At 67.1% G+C, this 26,629-nt stretch carries 20 protein-coding genes; 7 read left to right on the top strand and 13 right to left on the bottom strand.

Annotated elements, in window-relative coordinates; all coding sequences use genetic code 11:
- The first annotated feature begins 93 nt into the window (after positions 1 to 93).
- The 4 genes from U1769_RS02575 to U1769_RS02560 all read left to right on the top strand — a co-directional run bounded on the left by U1769_RS02575 (position 94) and on the right by U1769_RS02560 (position 6,150).
- Positions 94 to 2,040, top strand: a complete 1,947-nt coding sequence (locus U1769_RS02575; protein WP_332711521.1) for a sialate O-acetylesterase — start codon at positions 94 to 96, stop codon at positions 2,038 to 2,040.
- Between the two features lie 195 nt (positions 2,041 to 2,235).
- The gene (locus tag U1769_RS02570; protein WP_332711519.1) at positions 2,236 to 4,329 is read left to right on the top strand and encodes a ferritin-like domain-containing protein; all 2,094 of its coding nucleotides are present in this window, start codon (positions 2,236 to 2,238) and stop codon (positions 4,327 to 4,329) included.
- 175 nt (positions 4,330 to 4,504) lie between these two features.
- Positions 4,505 to 5,383 (top strand): MNIO family bufferin maturase, encoded by an 879-nt coding sequence (bufB, locus tag U1769_RS02565; protein ID WP_332711517.1) that lies wholly within the window; start codon positions 4,505 to 4,507, stop codon positions 5,381 to 5,383.
- Entirely contained in the window at positions 5,383 to 6,150 is a 768-nt protein-coding gene (locus tag U1769_RS02560) for an HvfC/BufC N-terminal domain-containing protein (RefSeq protein WP_332711515.1), read from the top strand. The genes bufB and U1769_RS02560 overlap by 1 nt, the downstream gene beginning before the upstream one ends.
- 158 nt (positions 6,151 to 6,308) lie before the next feature.
- Here U1769_RS02560 and U1769_RS02555 read toward each other — a convergent pair whose 3' ends face one another.
- The 3 genes from U1769_RS02555 to U1769_RS02545 all read right to left on the bottom strand — a co-directional run bounded on the left by U1769_RS02555 (position 6,309) and on the right by U1769_RS02545 (position 9,768).
- Positions 6,309 to 7,391: a sensor histidine kinase gene (locus U1769_RS02555; protein ID WP_332711511.1), complete on the bottom strand. Its 1,083-nt coding sequence runs from the start codon at positions 7,389 to 7,391 to the stop codon at positions 6,309 to 6,311.
- Between the two features lie 79 nt (positions 7,392 to 7,470).
- On the bottom strand, positions 7,471 to 7,620 hold the full coding sequence (locus U1769_RS02550; protein WP_332711508.1) for a lmo0937 family membrane protein: 150 nt from the start codon (positions 7,618 to 7,620) through the stop codon (positions 7,471 to 7,473).
- A gap of 60 nt (positions 7,621 to 7,680) precedes the next feature.
- Positions 7,681 to 9,768, bottom strand: coding sequence for a catalase (locus U1769_RS02545; protein ID WP_332711506.1), 2,088 nt, complete (start codon positions 9,766 to 9,768; stop codon positions 7,681 to 7,683).
- Between the two features lie 221 nt (positions 9,769 to 9,989).
- Between U1769_RS02545 and U1769_RS02540 the strand changes: the two genes are divergently transcribed.
- Positions 9,990 to 10,229, top strand: coding sequence for a hypothetical protein (locus U1769_RS02540; protein ID WP_332711503.1), 240 nt, complete (start codon positions 9,990 to 9,992; stop codon positions 10,227 to 10,229).
- 2 nt (positions 10,230 to 10,231) lie between these two features.
- On the opposite strand, the gene U1769_RS02535 is transcribed toward U1769_RS02540, so the two are convergent.
- Positions 10,232 to 11,203 carry an SDR family oxidoreductase gene (locus tag U1769_RS02535; protein ID WP_443030167.1) on the bottom strand — a complete coding sequence of 324 codons (972 nt, stop codon included), beginning with the start codon at positions 11,201 to 11,203 and terminating at the stop codon, positions 10,232 to 10,234.
- A gap of 66 nt (positions 11,204 to 11,269) precedes the next feature.
- Complete coding sequence (locus U1769_RS02530; protein ID WP_332711500.1) at positions 11,270 to 14,170, bottom strand: DUF2135 domain-containing protein; 2,901 nt, start codon at positions 14,168 to 14,170, stop codon at positions 11,270 to 11,272.
- Positions 14,171 to 14,293: 123 nt separating this feature from the next.
- Between U1769_RS02530 and U1769_RS02525 the strand changes: the two genes are divergently transcribed.
- Positions 14,294 to 15,553, top strand: coding sequence for a DUF763 domain-containing protein (locus tag U1769_RS02525; RefSeq protein WP_332711497.1), 1,260 nt, complete (start codon positions 14,294 to 14,296; stop codon positions 15,551 to 15,553).
- Here the strand turns inward: U1769_RS02525 and U1769_RS02520 are convergent.
- From U1769_RS02520 to U1769_RS02485, 8 genes are all read right to left on the bottom strand, one after another.
- Positions 15,527 to 16,039, bottom strand: a complete 513-nt coding sequence (locus tag U1769_RS02520; protein WP_332711494.1) for a hypothetical protein — start codon at positions 16,037 to 16,039, stop codon at positions 15,527 to 15,529. The two genes, U1769_RS02525 and U1769_RS02520, sit on opposite strands and share 27 nt — an antisense overlap.
- Before the next feature lie 206 nt (positions 16,040 to 16,245).
- Positions 16,246 to 16,890 (bottom strand): peptidylprolyl isomerase, encoded by a 645-nt coding sequence (locus U1769_RS02515; RefSeq protein ID WP_332711491.1) that lies wholly within the window; start codon positions 16,888 to 16,890, stop codon positions 16,246 to 16,248.
- 53 nt (positions 16,891 to 16,943) lie between these two features.
- Positions 16,944 to 17,270 carry a GIY-YIG nuclease family protein gene (locus tag U1769_RS02510; protein WP_332711488.1) on the bottom strand — a complete coding sequence of 109 codons (327 nt, stop codon included), beginning with the start codon at positions 17,268 to 17,270 and terminating at the stop codon, positions 16,944 to 16,946.
- Positions 17,271 to 17,416: 146 nt separating this feature from the next.
- On the bottom strand, positions 17,417 to 18,838 hold the full coding sequence (locus U1769_RS02505) for an efflux transporter outer membrane subunit (RefSeq protein ID WP_332711485.1): 1,422 nt from the start codon (positions 18,836 to 18,838) through the stop codon (positions 17,417 to 17,419).
- 8 nt (positions 18,839 to 18,846) lie between these two features.
- Entirely contained in the window at positions 18,847 to 22,023 is a 3,177-nt protein-coding gene (locus U1769_RS02500; protein ID WP_332711481.1) for an efflux RND transporter permease subunit, read from the bottom strand.
- Between the two features lie 137 nt (positions 22,024 to 22,160).
- Positions 22,161 to 23,441, bottom strand: coding sequence for an efflux RND transporter periplasmic adaptor subunit (locus U1769_RS02495; RefSeq protein WP_332711478.1), 1,281 nt, complete (start codon positions 23,439 to 23,441; stop codon positions 22,161 to 22,163).
- Complete coding sequence (locus tag U1769_RS02490; protein WP_332711475.1) at positions 23,438 to 23,845, bottom strand: hypothetical protein; 408 nt, start codon at positions 23,843 to 23,845, stop codon at positions 23,438 to 23,440. Before U1769_RS02490 ends, U1769_RS02495 begins: the two co-directional genes overlap by 4 nt.
- Positions 23,846 to 24,214: 369 nt before the next feature.
- Positions 24,215 to 24,829, bottom strand: coding sequence for a TetR/AcrR family transcriptional regulator (locus U1769_RS02485; protein WP_332711473.1), 615 nt, complete (start codon positions 24,827 to 24,829; stop codon positions 24,215 to 24,217).
- A 221-nt stretch (positions 24,830 to 25,050) separates the two neighbouring features.
- Here U1769_RS02485 and U1769_RS02480 point away from each other — a divergent pair, with 221 nt between their 5' ends.
- A complete protein-coding gene (locus U1769_RS02480) occupies positions 25,051 to 26,556 on the top strand; it encodes a tryptophan halogenase family protein (protein WP_332711470.1) in 1,506 nt (501 codons plus the stop codon).
- Positions 26,557 to 26,629 lie beyond the last annotated feature (73 nt).

Genomic DNA, 26,629 nt, shown 5'->3' with positions numbered 1-26,629 from the left:
CAATGCGCTTCGTTACCTCTGCCTTCCCAACTGGGCCCCGGCCTTCGCCGGGGAAGGTAAGAAGGTCGTTGGAAAAATAGGGGGAGAGCGAGAGTGAGGGTACCGTTTAGAGTTTTTATCCTGGCCCACCTCGCGCTCGCCACCCCGGCCATCGCCGCCGACGCTCCCCTGCTCCACGCGATGTTCCAGGACCATGCTGTCCTCCAGCGCGATAAGCCGATCGCCATCTACGGCCAGGCCTCCGCAGGCACGACTGTCACGGTCAAGCTTGGCACCGTCACGGTCACCGCCAGGGCCGACAAGACAGGCGCATGGCGCACAACCCTCCCGGCGCTCCCAGCAGGCGGCCCCTATACGCTCGAAGCTCGCAGCGGCACCGCGACTCAATCCATACAGGACGTGCTGCTCGGCGACGTGTTCCTGTGCACCGGCCAGTCCAACATGCAGGTCGCGGTGCGCGGCGCCGCCAATGGCCAGGCCGAGGCCCGCGCGGCGACGGACGGCACGATCCGCCAGCTGAGCATTGCGACCAAGGACAGTCTCACCCCGCTGGCCAGCTTCGCGACGCCGGTCGCCTGGACGGTCGGATCGCCCGACACGGTCGGCGGCTTTTCCGCCAGCTGCTATTATTTCGCGCGCGAGCTGAAGAAGACGACCGACGTGCCGATCGGCCTGGTCGTCTCGGCCTGGGGCGGCAGCCGGGTGCGCGACTGGGTCAGCGAAGCCGGCCTGCGCAAGCTCGACGGCTATGACGCGGATCTCGCCATGCTCGCGCTCTACCGCGCGGATCCGCAGGCCGCGCAACGCCGCTGGGATGCCCATTGGGAAAACTGGTGGAAAGCCAATGGCGCGTCGGCCGCCAAAGGCAATCCGTGGGAGCCCGCCTATCCGGTCGATGGCTGGAAGACGGCCCCCGCCGCGCTCGGCCCCTGGGCGCTGTGGAGCGGGGCCTCGCCCGACGGTTTCGTCGGCCAGATGTGGTTGCGCACCAGTGTCGAACTGACCGCCGCGCAGGCAGCGCGGCCGGCAGTCCTCGATCTCGGTTCGGTCAATGAGGAGGATCAGAGCTGGATCAACGGCAAGGGCGTCGGCGGCACCAGCTGGGCGAAACAGGCGCTGCACGAAATCCCACCGGGCGTGCTCCACGCCGGCACCAATATCATCGTCACGAACATCTTCTGCAGCTGGCGCAATTGCGGGATGAGCGGCCCGGCGGAGACGCGTGCGATCCGCCTGAAGGACGGCAGGGCCGTGCCGCTGGCCAATCCATGGCGCTATGCCGAAGTGCCAAACGGCCTGATCGCCCCGCAGCTGCCCTGGGGGCCGACGCACGGCGTGACTCAGCTCAGCAACGGCATGATCGCCCCGATCGGCGGCTACGGTTTCCGGGCGGCGATCTGGTACCAGGGCGAATCCGATATCTATTTCGCCGGCCGTTACCAGGCGACGCTGGCGGCGATGATGGCGGACTGGCGCGCCCGGTTCGGTCCACTCCCGTTCCTGATCGTCCAGCTCCCCGATTACGGCCCGCGCCCGACCGCACCGGTCGAGTCGGTCTGGTCCGAAATCCGCGAGGCGCAGCGCCGGACCGCGCTGGCCGACGGCAACGCCGCCGCCATCGTGACGATCGACATCGGCGATCCGACCAACCTTCACCCGGCCAACAAGCAGGATATCGGCCGCCGCCTCGCGATCGCCGCGCGCCACACCGTCTATGGCGATGCCGCGCCGCCGGCCGGAGCCGTGCCGGGCGCCGCCCGGCGCACGCCCGGCGGCATCGTCATCCCCTTCACGCAGGTAATCGGCACGCTCGCCGCCTATAGCGGCCAGCCCAACGCCTTCGAACTCTGCGGCCCCGCCGCCGGCTCCTGCCGCTATGCCGAGGCGCGCATCGGCCCGGGCGCTACGGTGACGGTGCGGACCGACGACGCCGAGGTCACGCGGGTGCGCCATTGCTGGGGCGACAGCCCGACCTGCACGCTGACCGACGCAAGCGGCCTGCCGGTCACGCCGTTCGAGCTGGCGATCCCGGCGCGGTGACGGTGGGGGGCGCACCGTCGCGGTAACGCAGCGCGCGATGGTCCATGCCGCCGGGAGAGGAACCCGTACCAAACGGAAAAGCCGCGCGCGCAACTGCCGCCATTTCGGCGGTATCCGGTCGATTGACGGGCCCGCACCGCCTATCGCTGACGCCGCGATCAACGATCGATGCGATTTTTCGGGAGGGGGACTATCATGCATCTAACCCACGCCAGTGGTGCGCTTTCGGCGCGCGACGCCAATATGGTCGAGACGGACAAGCGCGTCGTCCGCTGGATCGCTCAGGCCGCCGTCAATGTCGAACTGTTCACCATCCCGCTCTACATGACGACGCTCTATTCGATCGAGGGATTCCACCCGATCACCGGCAAGGGCAATGATTTCTACAAGGGCCGGATCTGGCCCGGCGCGAAGGCCGCCGCCTTCACCGATCTGCCGAAGGACAAGCCCGGCTGGGGCAACAAGCGGGCCTTCAACATCATCTTCTCGGTGTTCATCCAGGAAATGCTGCACCTGCAGATGGCCGCCAACATCGCCACCGCGATCGGGCACGAGCCGAACTTCACCGATCCCGCGCTGCAGGACCGGAACAATGGCTGGACCTGCTACGGCCCCGATCTGACCGCGATCCCGACCATCGTCGATCTGCCCGACACCGCGACCTATGCCAATGTGAAGGTGAATGTCGGCCCGCTCGACGAGGACCGGATCGAGCTGTTCCTCGCGATCGAGCAGCCGCAGGAGGATGCCGAGCGCGATATCGTGCGCAACACGGAACGCTATTTCCCGAAAGTGCCGTTCGACCGCGGCGATCCCGATTACGATCCCGCCTCGGCCGATATCTGGTTCGGCTCGATCGGCTATATGTACCAATGCTACCGCGATTATCTGCAGATCCGTTATGACGACGGATCGTGCCTGTGGGATCATGTGTTCAATCCGGACGGCCAGCAGAACGATCTGTTCAACGGCTTCAGCTTCCCCGGCCATCCGATGCGCGAATATATGGGCGTGGAGACCACGGTCGCGCTCACCGACAGCGGCATCGCCTTCAAACAGGTGCTCGCGATGATGAACGCGATCACCGATCAGGGCGAGGGCGCGACGCTCAAGGTTCGGCTGAAACAGGCGAACGAGGCAGGGCTGCTCAAGGCCGTCGAAGTCCGCTACCGCCCCGATCGCGACGCGCTCGAATCCGATTATCCGAGCTATTCGGATACCGGCGCGCAGGTCCCCTCGGGCGACGCCGCGGCGCGTTTCGACAATGACGGTGAGGATCATTTCGCCCGCTTCGGGCAGGTGCGCGATCTGCTGCGCGACGGCGGCATCGTCACCTGGGACAAGGCGGGCAAGGCCGGCAACTGGTCGGCCGCCGATCTCACCACGGCCGACTTCGATCCGAACGACAATCCGTACGGCCTGCCCACGCCCGATCAGATCGCGACGGCGCTGAACAACCTTCATGCCGAAGAGATCCGCGAGCAGAGCTATCACATTCTGAGCCAGGCAGTGGTCGGCGCGATCAAGGGCGTGACGACCGTGCTCGATCAATATTGGAACCCGCGCGGCGCCGCGATCTCCTTCCCCTATCCCTCGATGGCCGGATCGGGCGATCGCATGGCCACGGCCTGGGCGGCGATGGGGCGGACGCCCGATCTCAGCCACGGCGTGCCGCCGCCCAACACGCGCATCGTCAACCATACCTGCCAGGGGCTGGCGCTGCACGCGCCGGGGGGCATCGGCACCAACAGCTGCGCGCTGACTCAGGTCTATCACACCTGCCGCGGATCGAATCTGTGCAAGGGCATGGGCGGCTGCGGCTTCGTCCAGCCGAGCGGGGGCGGCGGCAATTGCAGCACTTCGACCTTGCGCGCCGCCGCGGCCGATCCGACACCCGGCAAGCCGCAGGGCGGCGGCTGCTCCGCAGTGAGCGTGCGGGCCAAGGGCGGGCTGTGCGGCACGCCGACGCCCTCGCCGACCGCGACCAGCTTCACCGCGCCGAGCGACAATCGCTGCGGCGGCTTCGGCGGTTGCGCCGTGCCGATCTCGGCCTGCCAGATCTATCCGGTCAGCGGCACGATGGATCTGTACCAGCTCGAGCCGGCCCCGAACGCGAATGCCGGCGCGTTCAAGCCTGTCAAGTTCGGCACCTTGCCCTTCAACAAGGGCGACAAGGTGGAGGACATCGCCTTCAAGGCGTTCGGCGAAGTGGCGAAGCAGATGAACCTGCCGCAGCCGGCGTGGCAGGAACCGAACGACCTCCGCCTGGCCTTCCCGCCATCGACGTGATGAGGGATCGCGCGCGCCGTCGTCACCCCGGGCTTTCTCTTCTGGTTCCCCGGCGAAGGCCGGGGCCCAGTCGGGGGACGGTTGCGGCGACGCGCGGCGCTTCTCTGCTGTCTCCCCACTGGACCCCGGCCTTCGCCGGGGAAGCAAGTGGGGCATTGCGCCTCGTATCCGCCCCATGACTCATCGCGTCGTCCAGCCCCACCCCGTCCAGCCCCGTCTCGGCCTGGCCAATCCCGGCGACGGCGTCGGCCTGCGCGAGGAGCATTATCCGCATCTGATGCGCACCCCGCCGGCCGACTGGGGCGTGGATTGGTTCGAGGTCATCTCCGAAAATTATCTCGACAATGAAGGCTATGGCCTGCGCGTGCTGGAGCATGTCGCGGCGCACCGGCCAGTCGTGATGCACGGCGTGTCGCTGTCGATCGGCAGCACCGCGCCGCTCGATTTCGGCTATCTGGCGAAGCTCCGCGCGCTGGCCGAACGGATATCGCCGCTATGGATATCGGATCATCTGTGCTGGACCGGGATCGGCGGGATCAACAGCCACGATCTGCTGCCCATGCCGCTGACCGAGCAGAGCCTCGCCCACACCGCGGACCGCGTCCGTGCAGTGCAGGATTACCTCGGCCGGCCGATCATCCTTGAAAATCCCAGCACCTATCTCGCCTTCCAGTCGAGCCGCATGCCGGAGGAGGAATTCATCGCGCGCCTGGCGGAGGAGACTGGCTGCGGGCTGCTGCTCGACGTCAACAATGTGCATGTCAGCGCGGTCAACCAGGGCTTCGATCCGCTGGCCTATATCGATGCGATCCCGCCCCGCCATGTCGTGCAGATGCATCTGGCCGGGCCGAGCGATCACGGCACGCACCTGATCGACACGCACGACCATCCGGTGCCCGATGTCGTATGGACGCTCTACGCACGGGCGTGGCAGCGCTGCGGCCCGGTCGCGACGCTGCTCGAATGGGATGCCGATATTCCGCCGTTCGAAACCCTGCTGGCCGAACTGGCCAAGGCGCAGCCGGTCCGCGAAGCGGCGCTGGCAATGGTCTGATGGGGCTGGTCGATCTTCAGTCCTGGCTTCAGGCGGCGGTGCTCGACGGTGCGGCTGACGATGCCCGCGCGCATGTGCACGGCGACAACCGGCTGACGGCGGAGATGCGGCTCGGCATCTATGCCCAGGGCTATCGCCTGCGCCTGCTCGAATGCCTCGGGCTCGAATATCCGATACTGTCGGCGCTCGCTGGCCCGACGGCGTTCGGCCTGTTCGCGCAGGGCTATATCGCCGCACACCCGTCGCGCTCCTACACGCTGTATGATTTCGGCGCGGGCTTCCCCGCCTATCTCGACGCCGCCCGCCCGGCCGGCGACGGCACGCCGCAGACGGTGGAGGCGATCCCCGCCGCGCTCGCGCTGATCGAACGCGCCCGGGCCGAGGTTCACCGCGCCCGCGGGCTAGAACGCACACTGTCGTCGGCGGAGACCGGCTTCGATCCGGCGCTGGCCGATCTGCTCGGCTTCGGCCGCGCGTGGTGGCGGCCGGACAGCGTGCGGCTGCTGGCTTTGCCCTTCGACTTCACCGAAACGCTCGCCGCGGCCGATCGGGGCGAGGCCCCGCCCTGGCCGATCGCGCGGCCGACGTTCCTCGCTGTGTCGCGCATGAACTACCGGGTGACCTGCCATCCGCTCGACCAATGGCAGCATGACTGGCTCGTCCAACTGCCCGAAGAGGCGGCTGCCGCTGAACCCGCGCTGCACGCCCCGCGCCTCGCAGCCTGGCTTCCTGCAGCGGCCGCGCTTGGACTGGCGGCACGGGCTTAGGGTTTAATCCACCACCTCCGTTCGCCCTGAGCTTGTCGACCCGAAGGGCGAGCGCAGCTCAACGGCCGTTCTTTCTTGCGCGGAAGAAAGAGCAGGGCTTCGACAAGCTCAGCCCGAACGGGGAGTGGCGATTCCACCCAATCGGTTTTCCCTACGCCTCACCCCTCGGCCGGCGCCGCATCGGCCCGTGCGAAGAAGATGGTGACGCGCACGCCCGCCCCCGGCTCCGACTCAACGCCAATCGTGGCCTTCGCATTCTGCCGCAGCGACTGCGCGATCAGGGCGCCGAGCTTGCCTGCCTTGGGCCAGCTCACACCCTCGGCGAGGCCGATCCCGTCATCCGCCACGACCACCCGGCACCCGGTCTCGTCGACGATGCTGTGCAGCGTGATCGTGCCCCCGTCGCGCCCGGCAAAGGCATGTTTCAGCGCGTTGGTCAGCAGCTCGTTGACGACCAGCCCGGCCGGCATCGCGACATTGACCGAGACCGGCCAGGTATCGACCTGCAGGTCGAGATGAATGCCCTCCACCGCATGGGCGCGCATCACCGAGGAGGCGATCTCGCTGAGATAAATGCCCAGGTCGATGCTTTCGCCTACGCCTTCGTCGGATAGCGAGCGATACAGCAGCGCCAGCGCGTCGATCCGCCCGGCCAGCCGGTCGAAACGCTGCTCGGTCGCGTCGTCGGGCAGGTTGCGCGCCTCCAGCCGGATCAGCGCCGTGATCATCTGCAGGTTGTTCTTCACCCGGTGCTGCAGTTCGCGCAGCAGCGTGTCGCTGTCCCTGAGCCGTTGTTCGAGCTCGGCATCGTCGTCGCGCGGACCGATCTCGGCCAGCGCGACCAGGCGGAACAGCGGCGATCCGTCATCGTCCTGGATCAGGGTCGACCAGGCGTTGACGGTTGTTGCGTCCTCCGCGTCGCCGTCCGCAATGGTGAAACTGCCGAGATAATCGTCGCCCGCGGTGACGGCATCGCGCAACGCGCGTCCGTCTTCGGCGAGCGCGTGGGATGGCAATGCGTCCCACGTCCGGCCCTCGATCAGGGCCGCCTTGCGGCCGATGAGGCGTTCGAATTCGATATTGGCGTACGTGATGCTCTCGTTCGGGTGCAGCTCGGAAACGGCGATCGCCATCGGCACATGATCGAGAAATTGCTTGAACCGGTCGCTTTCGAGCGCGTCAGCAAGATGAGGTGTTTCGAGCAGTTGCCCCATTGGGGCATTCTCGCCGTCTTTACCCATTATACGCTCATTCCCGATTACCTGATCGCATGCGCTACCAGATAATCGGGGAGGGCGCTCCAGTTTAAGCTATGTCAGGCTACACCGTGCGGCGGCCGGTGACGAAGTGCAGGATCACCATCACCACCGCAATGACCAGCAACAGGTGGATCAGGCCACCGGCGACGTGGAAGGCGAAGAAGCCGAGCAGCCACAGGACCACCAGAACCGCCGCAATAGTTCCCAACATGACATCATCCTTTAATCGTTGAATCGAGAACGAATTTCCAAACGCTCAGTTCCGGCCCGCTCAGGCCAGCGTGCGCACGCCCGGCTCGCGGTCCCAGAAACGCTTCGCCGCGGCGGCGGTGAAGCCCTTGCCGATCGGCACCACGCCCTCGTCCGGAACCACCCCGGCCTTGTCGAGCAGCGGCTTGGCTTCGGGCGAATGGCCGATCGCCTTGAGATGACCGAAGGCATCCATCGCGAACTGCACCGCCGCCGCTTCCTTGAGCAGAGCCGCGCAGCCGTCGTCCGACAGGATGATCGCCACCGCATCGGCGAGCACCGAGGGATAGCCGGCCAGCTGGGCATCGGCCTTGAGCAATTTGCCGTCCGACAGCTTGGCCCCGCCGACCTTGGGCGCGACGATCACCGCGCGGGCGCCCGCTTTGGTGATCGCGTCGACCGTGGTCGCGACCGCGACGGCGTCCGATCCGTCGGCGACCAGCACGGCGATCGACCGGCCCTTGATGTCGGCCGGCGCACGTGGGCCCTCGATGATGCGCAGCGCCGGCGAGGGATCGAGATCCTGCGTCGGCACTGCCGCCTTCGAGGCCTTGGGCAGCGGCATGTTGAGCCCGTCGGCAACGCGCTTGGCCAGATCGGCATCGACATTGACCAGGTTGGACATCATCCGCACCCGCACATGCTCGAGCCCGACCTTCGAAAGCTCGAACACCAGGGCCGACGCGAGATGCGCCTGTTCCGGCGCGGCGAGCGAGCGGAAGAACAGGCGCGCCTGGCTGTAATGATCGGCGAAGCTGTCCGGCCGGATGCGCAGCTTGTCGCCCTGCTCGTCCGGCCCGTCGGCCGTCGGGAAGGTGGTGAAGCCGGTCATCGGGCATTCGCGCGGCCCGCCATCCTCGCCCGCTTCGGACAGGCTGTTGGGCTCGTAATTGGCCCGGCCCTTGGGGATGTTCATCTGCATATGGCCGTCGCGCTGGAAATTCATCACCGGGCATTTCGGCGCGTTGATCGGCAGCTGGTGGAAATTGGTCGAGCCGAGCCGCTTCAACTGGGTGTCGAGATAGGAGAAGAGCCGCCCCTGCAGCAGCGGATCATTGGTGAAATCGACGCCCGGCACGATGTTCGCCGGGCAATAAGCGACCTGCTCCGTCTCGGCGAAGAAATTGTCGGGATAGCGATCGAGCACCATCCGCCCGATGATCCGCACCGGAAGGACTTCCTCCGGAATGATCTTGGTCGGATCGAGCACGTCGAACGGCAGGCTGTCGGCGAAGGCCTGGTCGAACGCCTGGATGCCGAGCTCCCATTCGGGGAAGTCCCCGCGGTCGATCGCTTCGAACAGATCGCGGCGGTGAAAATCGGGATCGGCGCCGGCGATCTTCACCGCCTCGTCCCAGATCGTCGATTGAACGCCCTGCTTTGGTTTCCAGTGGAATTTCACGAAGGTCGATTTGCCCCTGGCGTTGACCAGCCGGAACGTGTGGATGCCGAAACCCTCCATCGTGCGCAGCGAGCGCGGGATGGTCCGGTCGGACATCGCCCACATGATCATGTGAGTCGATTCCGGCATCAGGCTGATGAAGTCCCAGAAAGTGTCATGGGCGCTGGCGGCCTGCGGATATCCCGTCTGCGCCTCCATCTTCACGGAATGGATCAGGTCGGGGAATTTGATCGCGTCCTGGATGAAGAACACCGGGATATTGTTGCCGACCAGATCCCAGTTTCCCTCCCTGGTGTAGAATTTCACCGCGAAGCCGCGCACGTCGCGCGGCGTGTCGACCGAGCCGGCGCCGCCCGCGACGGTGGAGAAGCGCGTGAACAGCGGCGTGCGCTCGCCGGCGCGCTGGAACAGGTCGGCCTTGGTGATGTCGGCCAGGCTCTCATAGCATTCGAAGAAGCCGTGCGCGGCCGAACCGCGGGCATGGACGATGCGCTCCGGGATGCGCTCGTGATCGAAATGGAAGATCTTCTCGCGCAGCACGAAATCCTCGAGCAGCACTGGCCCGCGCGCGCCGGATTTCAGCTGGTTCTGGTTGTCCGAGACGCGGATGCCCTGATTGGTGGTCAGGCCGACTTCGTTCTCGTTGCCGCCAGGCGCCTGCTGATGCGTCTCGCCGCCGTTATTGCCGGTCAAATTCTTCGTCGCCATCGTCCGCTCCTGTCGCCATTCGCTTGCTCAACAGCAGGGCGAGGGGAAAGGTCCACGTAATCGGCGTGGCTCGCCTGGCAATCGGCGATTTCCCTCGGGCCGCCCCGATTCAACGATCGCGCCGCGCCTTTTATTCTGCCGCGATCGTCGGGTTCCTGCCGCCGAAACGGGGTTGTCGTGCCATGTCCCCATCGCATTCTCGGACGCGATCTATTCCCAAGGTGGCTGCCCTATTCGTGCACCCATTCTCAAAAATGCGGAAGAAATACGCCAATATAAACTCGAGAGAATTTCATGCGGCTGGCGAGACGAAAGCCCTGACCGGGCGCACGATTAGCCTAAGCGGGCTCGACGATCACAGTAAGGCGCGAAAAGAACGGGTCGACGTGGCCTGGCGAAAAAGCCCGGTTACTGTGCGGTTTTCGGCGCGCTCCAACACGAATATTTCGCGGCGCAACTGAGCTCACCCGCCCGAATAGCCCCCGATGATCGGCAATATCTCGCCGGTGATGTAGCTGGAGCATTGCCGCGAGGCGAGGAACACATAGGCCGGCGCGATCTCCTCGGGCTGGGCCGGGCGCTTCATCGGCGTGTCGGCGCCGAACTGCGCGACGTCGGGCGCCTCCTTGTCGGACGGGTTGAGCGGCGTCCACACCGGCCCCGGCGCGACCGCGTTGACGCGAATGCCCTTGGGGATGAGGTGCGTCGCCAGGCTGCGGGTAAAGGCGTGGATGCCGCCCTTGGTCATCGAATAATCGATCAGGTCCTTGTTGCCCAGGAGGCCGGTGACGGAGCCGGTATTCACGATCGCGCCGCCCGGCTTCATCTTCGCGACCGCGGCCTGCGCCATGAAGAAATAGCCGTAGAGATTGGTCTGCAGCGTCTGGTCGAAATGCTCGGCGGTCAGGTCGGCAAAGCTAGAATGGACCTGGAACGCGGCGTTGTTGACGAGGATGTCGAGCCGCCCGAACGTGTTGGCCGCCTCCTTCACCGCCGCCTGGCAGAACGCCTGGTCGCGCACGTCGCCGGCAATGACGATGGCGCGCCGTCCTTCCCGCTCGACCGCTTTCTTCGTGACCTGCGCATCCGCATCCTCGTCGAGATGCAGGATCGCGACATCGGCGCCCTCCCGCGCGAACAGGATCGCGACCGACCGGCCGATCCCCGAATCCCCGCCGGTGACGATCGCGGCCAGCCCCTGCAGCTTGCCCGAACCCCGGTAATAAGGCGCGTCGTACATCGGCGCCGGATCGAGCTGCGCTTCATTGCCGGGCTTCAGCTGGTGCTGCTGCGGAAAAGGGGGCTCGGGATAGGCTCGCGACCCGACCTGCATCGCGCCCGCTTTCTTCTTCTTCGCCTTCTTGTCGGCCTTGGCGACCTGCGCCTGAATCGCGCGCTGCTCGGCGACGGCTTTTTTGGGGTTCGATTTGGCCATGGTGATCCTCGTCCGCTGTGCGGAAGAGAACCTGCGGCGGAGCGGGGTGTTCCGCCCGGCCTCCGGCTAGCGTTTCCCGCGCGCCGCGCCCGGCACCACGATCCGGCCGATTCGCTTGGCGCCCTCATCGTCACGCTTCAGTTCGATATCGACGCTTTCCTCATGCTGGGTCGGCCGTCCGAAATCGCGGATCAGATGCGCGGTGATCAGCGACAGGCCATTGGGATCGATCGCGTCGGACGCATAGACATTGGCCTGGACCAGATAAGGGCCGGCCGGCGCCTGACGCAGCAGATACTCCTCCGGGCCGTACCCGTCCGTCATATCGTTCGACAGATGGCCGCCGATCTTCGTGCGTGGGTTGCTGTAGATCGCGCGTTCCCCGTTCGGTTCGTCCACCCACAGATCGAGATCGGTCGATGCCGTCGTCCAGTCGACCACCACGCGCAGGTCGACGTCGAGCAGCGCGATCAGCCGCTTGTCCAGCCTGATCTCACCGCCGAGCGCGCGCAGCTTCGGGATCAGCGCATTGGCTTCCATCAGCGCGATCATGTCGATGCCGTCCCAATCATCCTCCCACGGCGTCAGCGCCACTTCGGAAAGCAAGTCGATCGCGCGTTCGAGGTCGGCGCGGGCGCCCGCGGGGTGCAGCGCGGCGCGGCGGGCAAGGGCGAGCGCCAGCAGCCGCTTGGGTTGTGGCCGGGCCGGGTCGAGCACTGCCTGCCGTTCGCGCAGCGCCACCGCACGGTCGATCGCGCCATAACGTTCGAGCCGGTCGGCAACGATGCCGAGCGTGACTTCATTGGCGAGCGGCAGGTCGAGCGCCGAGAGCACCATCTCGATCGCTTCGGCCCTGCGCCCATGGCGGCGCAGCCATTCGGCGGTGTCGAGATAGAAAGCGGGCACGCCGCCGCCCTTGGCTTCCTCGATCGGGAACTGGCGGTCGAACGCGCGCGGCGCCCGGTCGAAGGCCCGGAGATAAGATCGCCCGGGCTGCCACGCATCGATCGAGATCCTGGGTGCTCTTCGGACCCCCGTCACCATGATGTCGCGGTCTCCACCTTCCCCGACGTCCCAATCGGCCTGTGCGGAGACGGCGCTGTTATCGCTCACCGGCGCACGCTGGGACGGCTCCGCCGCATATCCAGCCGGTGGGGGTGGAGGCGGAGGCGCCTGAGCAGGGGAAGGGGGAGGCGCTGCGGCTATCGCCGGAGCTTCGGGCGAGTCCGCCTTGGGATCCTTCCACCAGGCGACCTGCTCCTCCCACCGATCGACGACCTCGTCGAGCCGGTCAGTCACCGCTTCGGTTTTCTCTTCGTCCTTGTCCCTGCGCTGCTCCCGATAGTCTTTCAGCAGCTTTTCCGGATAGCTGTCCGGCGGGGCGATATCGGCTTCGATATAATCATCCGGAGTTTCCAGCACGACGAAGGACAGGCTCGGGCTGGCGATACCATAGCGGCGGCTGAGCGCGACATAGTCCGCGCGCGCCGCGGTGCCGCTCAGCACGGCAAGCGCGTCGGCCGCGAGCAGGGCGCCTTCGCCGTCGAACGCCGCGTCCGGCCCCGGTACCGCCCGGCGGATCTCCGTCCTGCCGATCCTGATGCGAACGTTCCCGCTGTCCGGCGCGCGGGCGATCAGGCGCCAGCCGTTTTTGCCGTCAGCGATCGGGAAGAAGGGCAGGCGCGTGCCCCGGTCGTCGAGCACTGCCGTCACGACCGGCCCGCCCGATGCGATGGCCGCCGCAACCACGGCCGGATTCCCGCCCGGCGCAAAGACCCGCCCGCCATGATCGGCGGTCAGATGGCGCAGCCAGGCCGTGTCTGCGGTCGGCGCGGCCACGCCGTCGAGCCGGCACCGCAGCGTGATCGTCGTGGCGAAATCAACCGACGGCCTGCCGCGCGAGAATATCAGGCACCGGTCTGCCGGCGCCGAATCACCGGCGATCGGCGCGAAGCTGGCCGCGCCGCGATAGCGCACCGTCCGCAACCGGGCGATGACCGCTTCGGCATCGGCCACCACCGCGCGGCTTGCCCCGCTGCTGTTGAAGGTCACCAGCTCGATCGACCGCGGCTTGAGTCTGGCCAACGTCGCACGCAGCAGCGCGAACTCCGCCTGATGGTCATCCTTCAGGCGGGAGCGCGAGCGATCCCAATAGATCCGCACGCGGTTGGCGCGGGGCAGCGCCGCCGCCCCGGGCATAAAGCCGGAAAGCTGGAGATAGCGCTCGCCCAGCCGGTTCCGGCTCATCACCGCGTCGGGCAATGCCGGCCGGGCGATCGACAGCCGGCCAGTGAGGGCGGTCCGGCCCTCCGCGGCGGCGACCCAGGCGTCGCCGTCACGGCGCAATGCCATGGCGCTACCGGTCGGCCAGATAAGCGCGGGCATGGCGGCCATGCCGCTCGCGCGCACGGCGATCGACCAGCCGCCGCTCGGCGCGGCGAACCGCAGGGGCAGGCTGAAACCGTCCGTCGCCGGTGCGGTGAAGCGCAGGCGGATCGTGCGTCCCTCGCCGGCCGGGATCGGGAAGACCCGCGTGTGGAAAGCGCCGTCCGCCACTTCGGCCAGCCCGGGATCGACCCCGCGCCGCACCCGCGCTTCATACGCGACCTCGGCCTTGGGCCGGTCGACCAGCACGCCGTCGATCAGCGCGCCGTCGATATCCAGGGCATAGCCGGTGACGATCGCGCCCGCCGGCAGCTCGAGCCGGAAATCGCCTTCCAGTTCCTCGTCTCCCGGATTCTCGAATTCGGCGGTGATGGTGGTTTCCGCCACCGCGCCCCGCATCTCCACCTTCATGTCGAATCGGCGCAGGCCCAAAGTGCTGGCATGTGTCGCGTCGCGGATGCCATGCTCATAGGACAGCAGCGCCGGGTTCTGCTGTGGCGCCGGCGCGGTCCGTTTCGCCTGCGCCGCAAGGGCGGCGGGGGCCAGGCAGAGCAACAATCCGATGAGCCAGCGCCGCGCCATATGATCTCTCCCCCCGTGCCGGCGGACGCGTCCGCCTATACCGCTGAAGTCGCGCAATTTTGCGGCTGGCGTCGCGGCTGCGATCTGATAGCATGTTCCCGGTTAGTTCCAAAAGGATTTTCCGTGGCCAATCGCGCCGGCAGTGCCGTTCTTCCGCTCCATGGCGGCCGTGTACCGCCCTGGCTGAGCGCGCGCATGGCCAGCCTCGGTGCGGTCATGGCGCAGGCGATCGTGCATCATTACGGGCGGGACGAGCTGTTGCGCCGGCTCGCCCACCCCTTCTGGTTCCAGTCGTTCGGCGCGGTGATGGGCATGGACTGGCATTCCTCCGGCATCACCACCAGCGTGATCGGCGCCTTGAAGCGCGGCCTCGCGCCCCTGTCGGGCGAGCTCGGTGTCCATGTCTGTGGCGGGCGCGGCAAGCAATCGCGGCGCACGCCCGACGAGCTGGTCGCGATCGGCGACCGCGTCGGGCTCGACGGTGCCGGCCTCGCCCGCACCAGCCGGCTCGTCGCCAAGGTTGACAGCGCCGCGGTGCAGGACGGGTTCGATCTCTATCTCCACGGCTTCATCGTCGCTGACGACGGGCAATGGGTGGTGGTTCAGCAGGGCATGAACGGCGATCTGCGCCAGGCGCGGCGCTATCACTGGAGCTCGGAGGGGCTGGGCAGCTTCGTCGATGCGCCGCACGCCGCGATCGAGGGCCGGGGCGCCGGCGAGATCGTCAACCTCACCGATCGCCGCGCCGCCGCCTCGCGCGATGCCCAGCTCGATCTGCTGCGCGATCTCGGTCCGGACCGGATCGCCCGCGCGGCCGCCGCGCTGGAACCCGTGAAACCGGCCGCGCCGAGCGACCAGCCGATGCTTCCGCATCTCACGCTGCCCGGCCATCATGACGTGCGCCCGTCCGACGTGATGATCCGCCGCCTCCACGGCACGCTTGCCGCCGCGGCCGAGAACGGGCCGGCCGATTTCCCGGAGCTGCTGCTCGTGCCCGGCGTCGGCGCGCGCACGGTGCGCTCGCTGGCGATGGTGGCCGAGGTGATCCACGGCGCGCCCTGCCGCTTTGCTGATCCGGCGCGCTTCTCGCTCGCGCATGGCGGCAAGGATCGGCATCCTTATCCGGTGCCGATCAAGGTCTTCGACAAGACCATCGCCGTGATGAAGGACGCCGTCGGCAAGGCGAAGCTCGGCAATGAGGAAAAGCTCGCCGCGCTCCAGCGCCTCGACGCCCAGGCCCGCGCGCTGGAACGCCACGCGACCGGCCCGACCCTGCCCGAATTCATCGCCGCGGAACGCGAACGCTCGCACGACTATGGCGGCCGCAGCGTGTTCGGCTGGGAACCGCCGGCTGACTCAGTGGCGATGCGCTCGGCTGGGTAGCCTCGCTACCAGCTCCTCCGCGCCATGGAGATAGGCCGACAGCCGCAGCCTCGATCCGTCCCGAAAGGTGAGGAGATACGCACCACGCATCTCGCTCTTCGTCACCGCGCTGACCTCGGAGATGCGGCGGAGGCTCCCGCGCCCAAGGATCGCACGATACTTCACCATATCGCCCTTCCAGCTGATCGCGCGGCCGTAACTGTCCCAAAGAGTGTGAAGCGCGCCAAGCCCGCTGACGGCCGTAAGGATGACAGCGTAGAGCGTCTGCAGCTCGGCATCCGGCCGCGAAGAGCCGACGACGAGGAACGTGCAGCCAAGTGCCGTCATGGCCAAGCAGCCCGCGATCATGCCATTCAGCAGCCAGCCCGGCCGGAGCGCTTTCCAGCCGACGGCATCGGCGCGCGCCGGTTTCTGCCATCGTTCGGCGAAGAGCGCGAGGGCGGTGGCGACCACGGCTCCTATCAGGCCACTGATCCACGGACTCATCGCTTTCCCCACGCCTGCGGTCGGGCCAAACTGACAGTCTCCGCACGCGATAACCAGTCATTCGGTTACGCTTTGATCGTCCTCCGTTTCGAGGCGATCGTAATCGATTCAATGGCGAGCTGCTTCGGTGCACTGTGTCGACCGGTCGGAACGCAACACATCCCGCTCTTTCCCATGACGCCCGCCGCAACTGCGCCGGCCGTCCGCTATTTCACCCCGATCAGCCAGGGCTGCACGGCGCCGGTCGGCTTGGGCGTCCCGTCGATCCGTTCGGCGCGGATCAGCTTGATCGGCTTCAGGATCATCTGCCCCTTCATCGGGCCGGAACCGGCGCCGATCGGCTGAGCGAGGATGCGGCGGACGGTGTCCATGCCTTCGACGACATGGCCGAACGCGGCATAGCCCGAATAGCCGGGCTTCGCGTCCATGCTGGGATGCGCGCCGAGCATGATCGCGAAATTGCCGGTCGCGCCATTCTCGTCGCGACCATGCGCCATCGAGATCGCGGTATCGAGATGGCGGATGCCGGTGCGGTTGGTCGGCTCCAGTGGGACGGAGGGCAGCATGCGCCGCGCATCGGTGCCGATCCCGCCCTGGATGAAGCCATATTCGGCCGAGGTCTTGCTGCGCGCGGCGCGATAGAAGCTGGTATTGTCGAGCCGCCGATCGTCGACATAGGCCATGAAATTGGCCGTGGTCTTCGGCGCACGCCGCGCATCGAGCGCCAGCACGAACGCCCCGAGCGACGTGACGATGCGCACCCGCACCAGCCCGGGGGTCGGCTTGCTGGCTGGCCCCGCCGCGGCAGGGGTGGCGAACGCCAGGGCGAGGAACAGCAGGATCAGGCGCATGGCCGGGAGCTAAGGGCTGCGGCCTTTGTGTGCAAGCGCAGCAAAACCGCGGATCAGGGCGATTCTCCTTCCTCCGTTCGCCCTGAGCTTGTCGAAGGGCCGTTCTTCCCCTTCGCCAGCACGGAGATGCGACCCCAATCCCCACGGATCAGCGCCAGCTTCTTGGCGCGACTCCAGCCCTTGATCCGCCGCTCGGCCTCAAGCGCCTCGATCCGGCTGGAGAAGTCCTGCGACCACACCAGGGTGACGGGGGCGTAGTCGTGGGTGAAACCCGGGATCAGCCCGCTCTGATGCTGCCCGATCCGGGCGTCGAGATCGTCGGTATGGCCGACGTAAAACAGACCGTACCGACAGTGCAGCATATAGGCCCAGAAGCTCATGGCGGAGAGCTTAAACGGAAGATGGGTCTAGTGAAATACTCCGTTCGGGCTGAGCTTGTCGAAGCCTCGTTCTTTTCTTACCGAGGAAGGAAGAACGGTCCTTCGACAAGCTCAGGACGAACGGGGGAGGTGTCTCCGCTCGCCCTTTACCGTGCCGCAATCACCGCGGGTTGTTGCCACCCGCCGCCCAGCGAGCGGAACAGGTCGATCTGCGCGCTGGCGATCCTGGCGTCGGAGGCCGCCAGGTCGGCGTCCGTGTCGGCGAAGGTCCGCTCCGCGTCCAGCACTTCGAGGAAGTCGATCTGCCCCTCGCGCTGGCGGGCGCGGGTGATGCGGGCGGCGGCTTCGGCCCCGTCGCGGGCCGATTGCAGCGCGGTGCGGCGCTGCAACTCGCCCTGATAGGCAGCGAGCGCGGTTTCGGTTTCCTCCAGCGCCTGCAGCACCGTCCCGTCGAACTGGGCGAGCGCGGCGCGGCTGTCCGCCTCGCTCTCGGCGATGCGGGCGCGCGCGGCTTCCTGGTTGGGGAAGGACCAGCTGATCAGCGGCCCGAGCAGGAAGCGCAGCGCGCCGCCGCCGAACAGGTCGCCGATGCTCGTGCTGCTCGATCCGACCGAGCCGCCGAGCGAGATGCGCGGATAAAGTTCGGCCGTCGCAACGCCGATGCGGGCGGTCGCGGCGGCGAGCCGTTGCTCGGCCGCGCGCACGTCCGGGCGGCGGGCCAGCAAGGCCTGGCCGTCGCCGACCGGGATCGGCTGGTCGAGATGCGGCGTATCGGTGCGCGCCGCGGCGATCGCCGGCAGCTCTTGCGGCGTGCGGCCGGTGAGCGTGGCGAGGCGGAACAAGGCCGCCTGGCGCTGCGCCTCGATCGCCGGGACGAGGGCGGCGCGCTGGTCGCGCAGCGTCTGGATGCGGACCAGGTCGAGCTTGGCCGCACGGCCAGCCTCGACCCGCTTGCCGGTCAGCGTCGCCGATTTGTCGAGCAGCTCGACGATGCGCTTGGCCACGTCGAGCCGTTCCGCCGAGGAAGCGGCATCGACATAGGCGCGGGTCGTCGCGGCAACCACCGCGACCCGCACTGCATCAGCATCGGCATCCGCCGCGCGGACGTCGCCGCGCGCTGCCTCGATATTGCGGCGGACGCGGCCGGCGAGATCGACTTCATACGCAATGCTCAGGCCGACATCATAGGAATCGCCCTCTGCCTTGCTGCCCGGCAGGCGCTGGCTGTCGGGCGTGCGGCCGTAGTCGCCGCTTGCGCCGATCGTCGTCTGGGGCAGCCGGTCGGAGCGCACGCCGCGCAGGCTGGCGCGGGCCCGTTCGAGCCGCGCCACCGCGACGCGGATGTCGGTGTTCGCGGCCAGCGCGTCGGCGACGAGCTGGTCGAGGGTGGGATCGCGGTAGAGCTGCCACCAGCGATCATCGGCCTGGGCGGTCGACACGGCCGGGCTGGCCGTGCCGATGAACGCCCCGGCCGATTTGGGCGGTGCCACCGGCGCGACGAAGTCGGGCCCGGCGGCGCAGGCGGACAGCGCCAGTGCTGAGATTGAAGCGAGCAGGATCTGTTTCATGGCTTGACCTATTCGGCAGGCTGGAGGGTCGCCGGGTAGTCACGCTCGCGACGGCGGGTGAACCGCATCGCGAGCGCCCGGCAGACGACATAGAAGGTCGGGGTGAACAACAGGCCGAAGCCGGTGACGCCGATCATCCCGAAGAACACCGCGGTGCCCAGCGCCTGGCGCAGCTCGGCGCCGGCCCCCGTCGCGATCACCAGCGGCACCGTGCCGAGGATGAAGGCGAAGCTGGTCATCAGGATCGGCCGCAGGCGAGTCTGCGCTGCCCGCACTGCCGCCTCGATCGGCGACAGCCCGTCCTGTTCCTCGGCCTGCTTGGCGAACTCGACCACGAGGATCGCGTTCTTCGCGGCCAGCGCAATCAGCACCACCAGGCCGATCTGGGTCAGGACGTTATTGTCCATCCCCCGCAGGTTCACGCCGGTCATCGCCGCGAGCAGACACATCGGCACGATCAGCACGATCGCCAGCGGCAAGGTGACGCTCTCATATTGCGCCGCCAGCACCAGGAAGACGAACACCACCGCCATCAGGAAGACGAGCCCGGCCGTGCTGCCGGCCGCCTTTTGCTGATAGGCGATGCCCGTCCACTCATGGGAATAGCCGGCGGGCAACGTGGAGTCGGCGAGCTTCTCCATCGTCACCAGCGACTGGCCCGAGGAGAATCCCGGCGCGGTGTCGCCATCCACCTCGACCGCGGGGAAGAGGTTGTAGCGGACGACGCGGTACGGACCGGTCTTGTCCTGGAACGTCGCGACCGAGCCGATCGGCACCATCTGGCCCGAGTTGGACCGCGTCTTCAGGTTAGCGATGTCCGCGGTCGTGTTGCGGAACGGTGCATCGGCCTGTGCGGTGACGCGGTAGGTGCGCCCGAGCAGGTTGAAGTCGTTCACGAACGCCGATCCGAGATAGACCTGCAGCGCCTCGAACACTCGCTCCGGCGGTACGCCGAGCATGTTCGCCTTGGTCCGGTCGACATCGGTGAAGATGCGCGGCGTGGCGGTTTCGAAGAAGGTGTAGATCTGCGCGAGGCCGCTCGTCTGGTTGGCCTTGCCGATCAGATCATAGGAGACCTTGCCGAGATCCGCATAGCCGCGGCCCTCGGTATCCTGCACCATCATGCGATAGCCGCCGGCCGAGCCGATGCCCTGGATCAGCGGCGGCGGCACGATCAGCAGCCGCGCCTCATCCACATCGGCGGTCGCCTTGCGGGCTTCGTCCATGATCCCGGCAAAGGTGACGCCGAGCTTCTGGCGCTCCTCGAAGCTTTGCAGCGGGAAATAGGCCGCGGCGGAGTTCGGCGCGAGCGTCTGCGACGGGCCGTCGAAGCCGGCCAGCATGACCGAGCCCTTGATGCCCTTGAGCGGCAGGATCTTGGCCGCGACCTTGCGCATCACCGCGTCGGTCCGCTCGATCGAGGAGCCCGGCGGCAGCTGGATCACGGTCAGGAAGTAACCCTGGTCCTGCGCCGGCACGAAGCCGGTCGGCGTGATCCAGAACACCCCGCCGGTAAGCGCGATGAGGCCGGCATAAGCGAACATCATCTTCTTCGGCGCATTGACCAGCTTGCGGGTGAGGCTGGCATAACCGACGCTCATCCGCTCGAAGCCGCGGTTGAACGCGTCACCGGCACGGCGGATCGCCCGCTGCACGCGGTTGCCCTGGCCGGTATCCTCCTGATGGCGCAGCAGCAGCGCGGCGAGCGCGGGCGACAGCGTAAGCGACAGGACGAGCGAGATGATCGTCGCGGTCGAGATGGTCACGGCGAACTGGCGGTAGAAGGCGCCCGACAGGCCGGTGAGGAACACCGTCGGCACGAACACCGCGCAGAGCACCAGCACGATCGCGACGAGCGCGCCCGACACTTCGTCCATCGACGTCCGCGCCGCCTCCAGCGGGGAGAGCCCGCGTTCGAGGTTGCGCTCGACATTCTCGACGACGACGATGGCGTCATCGACGACCACGCCGATCGCCAGCACCAGACCGAACAGCGAAAGGTTGTTGAGCGAATAGCCGAAGGCGGCGAGCACCGCGAAGGTTCCGATCAGCGAGACCGGGATGGCCACGACCGGAATGATCGCCGCGCGCCATTTCTGGAGGAAGACCAGGATGACGAGCACGACCAGCACGATCGCCTCGAACAGCGTGTGCTTCACCGCGTCGATCGACTGGGCGATGAACTCGGTCGGGTTGTAGATGACCTTGTATTCGAGGCCCTTGGGGAAGCGCGCCGACATCGACTTCATCTCGGCGGCGACACCCTCCGCCGCGGCGAGCGCGTTGGAGCCGGGGCGCTGGAACACCGCGACGATCACGGTCGGCTTGCCCGAGAGATAGGTGTTGCTGCCATAATCCTGCGCGCCGAGCTCGACCCGGGCGACGTCCGCCACCTTGACCTGGCGGCCATCGGGATCGGTGCGGATCACCACATCGGCGAACTGCTTGGGATCCGTCAGGCGGCCCTGCGTCTCGACGTTGAGCTGGAAGGCATTGCCATTGGCATAAGGCGGCTGGCCTAGCGTGCCGGCCGCGACCTGAACGTTCTGCGCGCGGAGCGCCGCGACGATCTCGCCGGCGGTCAGGTCGAGCGCGGCGGCGCGGCCCGGATCGATCCAGACGCGCATCGAATAGTCGCGCGAACCGAACAGCTGCACGTCGCCCACGCCGTCGATGCGGCTGAGGCGGTCGCGCACCTGAGTGAGCGCATAGTTGGAGATATAGCCGCGATCGAGCGAATCGTCGGGCGAGATCAGGTTGACCACCATCAGGAAGTCGGGCGAGGTCTTGCGCGTCACGATGCCGAGCCGCTGCACTTCTTCGGGCAGGCGCGGCACCGCGATGGCGACGCGGTTCTGCACCAGCACCTGCGCGGCATCCAGATCGGTGCCCTGCTTGAAGGTGACGGTGATGACGAGCTTGCCGTCACCGGTCGATTGCGACGACTGGTACAGCATGTTGTCGACGCCGTTGATCTCCTGCTCGATCGGCGCGGCGACGGTCTCCGCCACCGTCTCCGCCGAGGCGCCCGGATAGGCGGCGCTGACGGTCACGGTCGGCGGCACGATGTCGGGATATTGCGACACCGGCAGGGTCATGTAGGCGATCGCTCCGACGAGCGTGATGACGACCGCGATCACCGCGGCGAAGATCGGCCGCGTGATGAAAAAGCGCGAGAAGCGCATGGATTTCGTCCTCGAAAAAGAAGAGCAAACCGCTCCGTTCGCCCTGAGCTTGTCGAAGGGCCGTTCTTCCTTTCGACGATCGAAAGACAAGAACGGGGCTTCGACGCGCTCAGCCCGAACGGGGAGGGGTCGTCATGTCAGTTCGCGATGGTCGCCTCGCCGGCGACCGGCAGCGACACCGCCGGTGCGGCTGACGGCGCCGCGGCCGCGGCGATGCGGCCCGCCTTGGGCGAGACCTTGGCGCCGGGCATCGCCATCTGGTTGCCGGCGATGATCACCCGGTCCTTCGGGCTGAGGCCGGAGCGCACGATGCGCAAACCGTCGACCACCGGGCCAAGCTCGACCGGCTTGGCCGAGACCTGGTTCTGCGCGTCGACCGTCAGCACGATCTTGCGCGCCTGGTCGGTCTGGATCGCCGTATCCGGCACCAGCAGGGCGGATGCCTTGCCGCCGCTCGCCAGCCGCATGTTGCCGAACATGCCGGGCGTCAGGAAATACCCAGGATTGGACAGGACCGCACGGCCGCGGATCGTGCCGCTGCGCTGGTCCAGGCCGTTGTCGGTGAAGTCCAGGCGGCCCTTCCAGCGATGCTCGGTCTCGTCCTGCAGCTGGATCTCGACCGCGGCCGGCTCGGCGCCGGGCTGCCGCGCGCGCTGCGTCTTCAGGTACAGCGCCTCCGATCCGTCGAAGGTGAAGTAAATCGGGTCGAGTGCGTTGATCGTGGTCAGCACAGTGCCGGCCGTGCCTTCGCCGCCGGCGACCTGGTTGCCGGCATCGACGCGCCGGTCCGAGATACGCCCGGCGATCGGTGCGCGAACCTGAGTGAACTCGACATCGAGCGCGCGCGCCCGCAGCCGGGCATCAGCCGCTGCGACCGCTGCCTGCGCTGCCTGGACGCGGGCCCGCAGCGAATCGACTTCACCGGCGGACACCGCTTCGTCAGCGATCAGTCGGGTGGCGCGGCCGAGATCGGCGTGCGCCAGCGCGAGTGCGCTACGAGCGCTCGCCGCGTTGGCGCGTGCTTCGGCCAGCGCCGCCGCGAACGGGCGCGGATCGATGCTGAAGAGCAGCTGGCCCTTCTGCACGATCTCGCCGTCGCGGAAGTGGATGCCGGTCACTTCGCCGGCGACGCGCGGCCGGATCTCGACCGTGCGGCTGGGCGCGAAGCGGCCGACATAATCGTCCCACTCGCTGACTTCGCGCACCAGAGGTGCCGCGACCGTTACCGCCGGCGGGGGTGGCGCGGCGGCAACGGCCGGGGACGTATCGGCGAGCTTGGTGCCCGCCGCCGCGACCAGCGCGAGAGGGATGAGGACGATGGCGGCACGGCGCGTGCGCGACATGCGCTTGAAACGATCGCGCATCGGGCTGGCCGATGCGCTTTCGCTTTCGCTTTCGATGGGGGTGATCATGTTCATGCGGCGATCCTCGGATTGGCGTAAATCTGGACGAGCCCGACCCGGTCGCCGGTGACGCTTGCCACCAGGGTCTCGGCCTGCTCGATGGTGAAGCCGGCCTCGACGAACTGGTCGATCTCGGCCTGGGGCAGCGCATAGCCGCGCCGCCATGCATGGACGGCGAGCCGCCGCAGCGCCTCGAGCTTGCTGTCGGCCAGGCGCGAGGCAGCGCCGATGCCGAACACCCCGCCCAGTGCACGCGAGATCCGGCCCGGATCGCGCAGGCTGGCGAGGCGATCGCGGCGCGAAACCGCGATCACGCTCCACTCGAGCGCCGAGAAACCGGTCTCGGTCGGGACCGCGGTATCGGCAGCGCGGCTGCGGACGGGGGCGGCGAACATGTTGTCGATGTCGAGATAGGCCATGTGGAAATCCCTTTTGCTTCGGCCGCACGACATCCTCGCAGGAACCGGATGTTCCGCGTCAGTGCCTGGCCTTGAGACGAGAACGGCCCCGCGCAGGACTGATCTGTCCTGAGCTTGCCGTTCGAAAATTCTGTGGAGTGCGCCATGCCCGAAAGCGTGCCGCGGTAGTTCAGCCCTTTGCCACGATCATAGGCGTTTCCCTCGCCGGTTGGCGGGGCTCACTCGGGAGTCCCACATTCCATACCGAGCGGTATATAACGCTGTGCTGCGGTGCGTCAACTACTTTGTGTACCGGCAGGTATATTTTATTTTCAGCCGGCGTTCAACAAGGATTTGATAGGATGCGAGACGGGCGGAAACCGCCGGCGCTCAGCGCGTCGGCCATACCGAAAGGCTGGTGGACACCAGCTGCTTCATCTGCTCGAAGGTCGCGCCGGAACCGGCCTGGACCGACATGCCCTGCATCAGGGCGAACAGATACCGCACCAACGCTTCGGGCTCGAGCCCGTCGGGCAGGTCGCCCTCGGCCTTGGCGCGTTCGAAGCGTTCGATCAGCGCCTGCTCGGACGAGGCACGGCGCTTGACCACTTCGGCCTTGATCGATTCGGCTTCGGCCCCGCAGGCCGTCGTGCTGATGACGCCGAGACAGCCGCGCGGATCGCACGAACTCATCTGGATTTCGAGCGCGCCCCACAGCAGTTTTTCAGCGACGCCGCGTGCCGTCGGTGCATCGACCGCAGTGCGCATATATTCCAGCTTCTCGCGCTCGTAGAGATCGAGCGCCTTGTGGAACAGCTGCTCCTTGTTGCCGAACGCGGCGTAGAGGCTTGGCTTGGTGATCCCCATCTCGGCGGTCAGCTCGGCCATCGACGCGCCTTCATAACCGTGCTGCCAGAAGACGCGCAACGCGGCGGCCAGCGCCATGTCGACGCAGAACTCCCGCGGCCTGCCCTTGGTGGGCGATGGGGCAATCAATTGTTCCATACCGATCGGTATATAGCGTGTTTTACGGAAAGGTCCAGTACCCTCCGGGACTTGGCTGCCGGGCGCCGCCGTCATGGCGTCATCGCTGCCCCGCGCTGCGGCTAAAATATTGGGCACGCACTGCCATTTTTCCAGTCCGGCGCTTCGCGCATTGCCTTCGCGCGCCCGCTGGGCGATCAATGGCCTGCGTTGGACAAATATCAGCGATCGGGCGGGGAAGCATGACGGATATCCACACGGGCGAGCAGGTTGTCAGGCGAGTCGTGGTGGCCGGCGGCGGCACCGCCGGCTGGGTGGCCGCCACCGCGCTGGTGCGGCATCTCGGCCCATTGCTCGACATCACCCTGATCGAATCGGACGAGATCGCCACCGTCGGCGTCGGCGAATCGACCGTGCCGACCTCGCGGACCTTCCACGATCTCATGGGCATCAACGAGCGCGCGTTCATGAGCGCCACCCAGGCGACGTTCAAGCTGGGCATCGAGTTCCGGAACTGGGGCGAGATCGGCGATCGCTACATCCATTCCTTCGGTACGACCGGCAAGCGGCCCAACTGGATGGCGGATTTCCACCATTTCTGGCTCAGCGCAAAATCCCGCGGTTTCGGCGGGGATCTGGCGGACTATTATTTCGAACTGCAGGCGGGGGAGGCGAACCGCTGTTCCACCGAAAGCCAGCCGCCGCTCAACTATGCCTATCACATCGACGCCTCGCGCTACGCTCGCTTCCTGCGCAGCCTGGCCGAGCCGGCCGGGGTCAAGCGGGTCGAGGGCAAGATCCAGCAGGTCGAGCTCGATCCGGAAAGCGGCTCCATCGCCGCGCTCGTGCTTGAATCGGGTCAGCGCGTCGAAGGCGACCTGTTCCTCGATTGCACCGGTTTTCGCGCGCTGCTGATCGAGCAGGCGCTCGAGACGGGCTTCGAGGATTGGGGCCAGTGGATCAGCACCAACAGCGCCGTCGCGGTCCAGTCGCGCTCGGTCGCCCCGCCCGAGCCTTATACGGCGGCGATCGCGCACGAGGCCGGCTGGCGCTGGCGCATCCCGCTGCAGCACCGCGAAGGCAATGGCGTGGTCTTCAACAGCGATTTCATGTCGGCCGACGAAGCGCATGCCAAGCTGCTGGCCGATATCGACGGCGAGCCGCTGACCGAACCCTGGCTGTTGCGCTTCCGCACCGGCACCCGGCGCAAGGCATGGAACCGCAACTGCGTCGCCCTCGGCCTGGCCGGCGGCTTCATCGAACCGCTCGAATCGACCAGCATCCACTTGATGAAGGTCGCGGTGACGCGGCTGATCGAGGATTTCCCGTTCGACGGTTTTCACGATGCGCTGATCGAACGCTTCAACCGCAAATCGCGCACGGAATTCGAAGGAATCCGCGATTTCATCATCCTGCATTATCACCAGACCGAACGCGACGATTCCGGCTTCTGGCGCCGCTGCCGCACGATGGAGATCCCGGATTCGCTGGCGCAGCGCATCGCGCTCTTCCGCGAAACCGGCATGGCCTATCAGGCGCAGGAGGAGCTGTTCCGCGTCGATTCCTGGGTGCAGGTGCTGCAGGGCCAGCGGCTTCAGCCGCGCGGCCACCACCGCGTCCCCGCACTGATGACGGATCAGGATCTGGCCCAGGCGCTGGCCGGTCTGCGGACGAACATCGCCACTGCCGTCGCCGGCCTGCCGGGCCATCCCGACTTCCTGCAGAGCTATTGCCCCGCGGCGCCATAGCGCTTTTTCGATTTTGGTAGACGCTCCTAACCCCGTTCGGGCTGAGCTTGTCGAAGCCCTGTTCTTCTCCTGC

Source organism: Parasphingomonas zepuensis, from assembly GCF_036663735.1.
GTDB lineage: Bacteria > Pseudomonadota > Alphaproteobacteria > Sphingomonadales > Sphingomonadaceae > Sphingomonas.
Note: the sequence above shows the minus strand (reverse complement) of the source record. Positions and strands in the feature narration are given on the sequence as shown.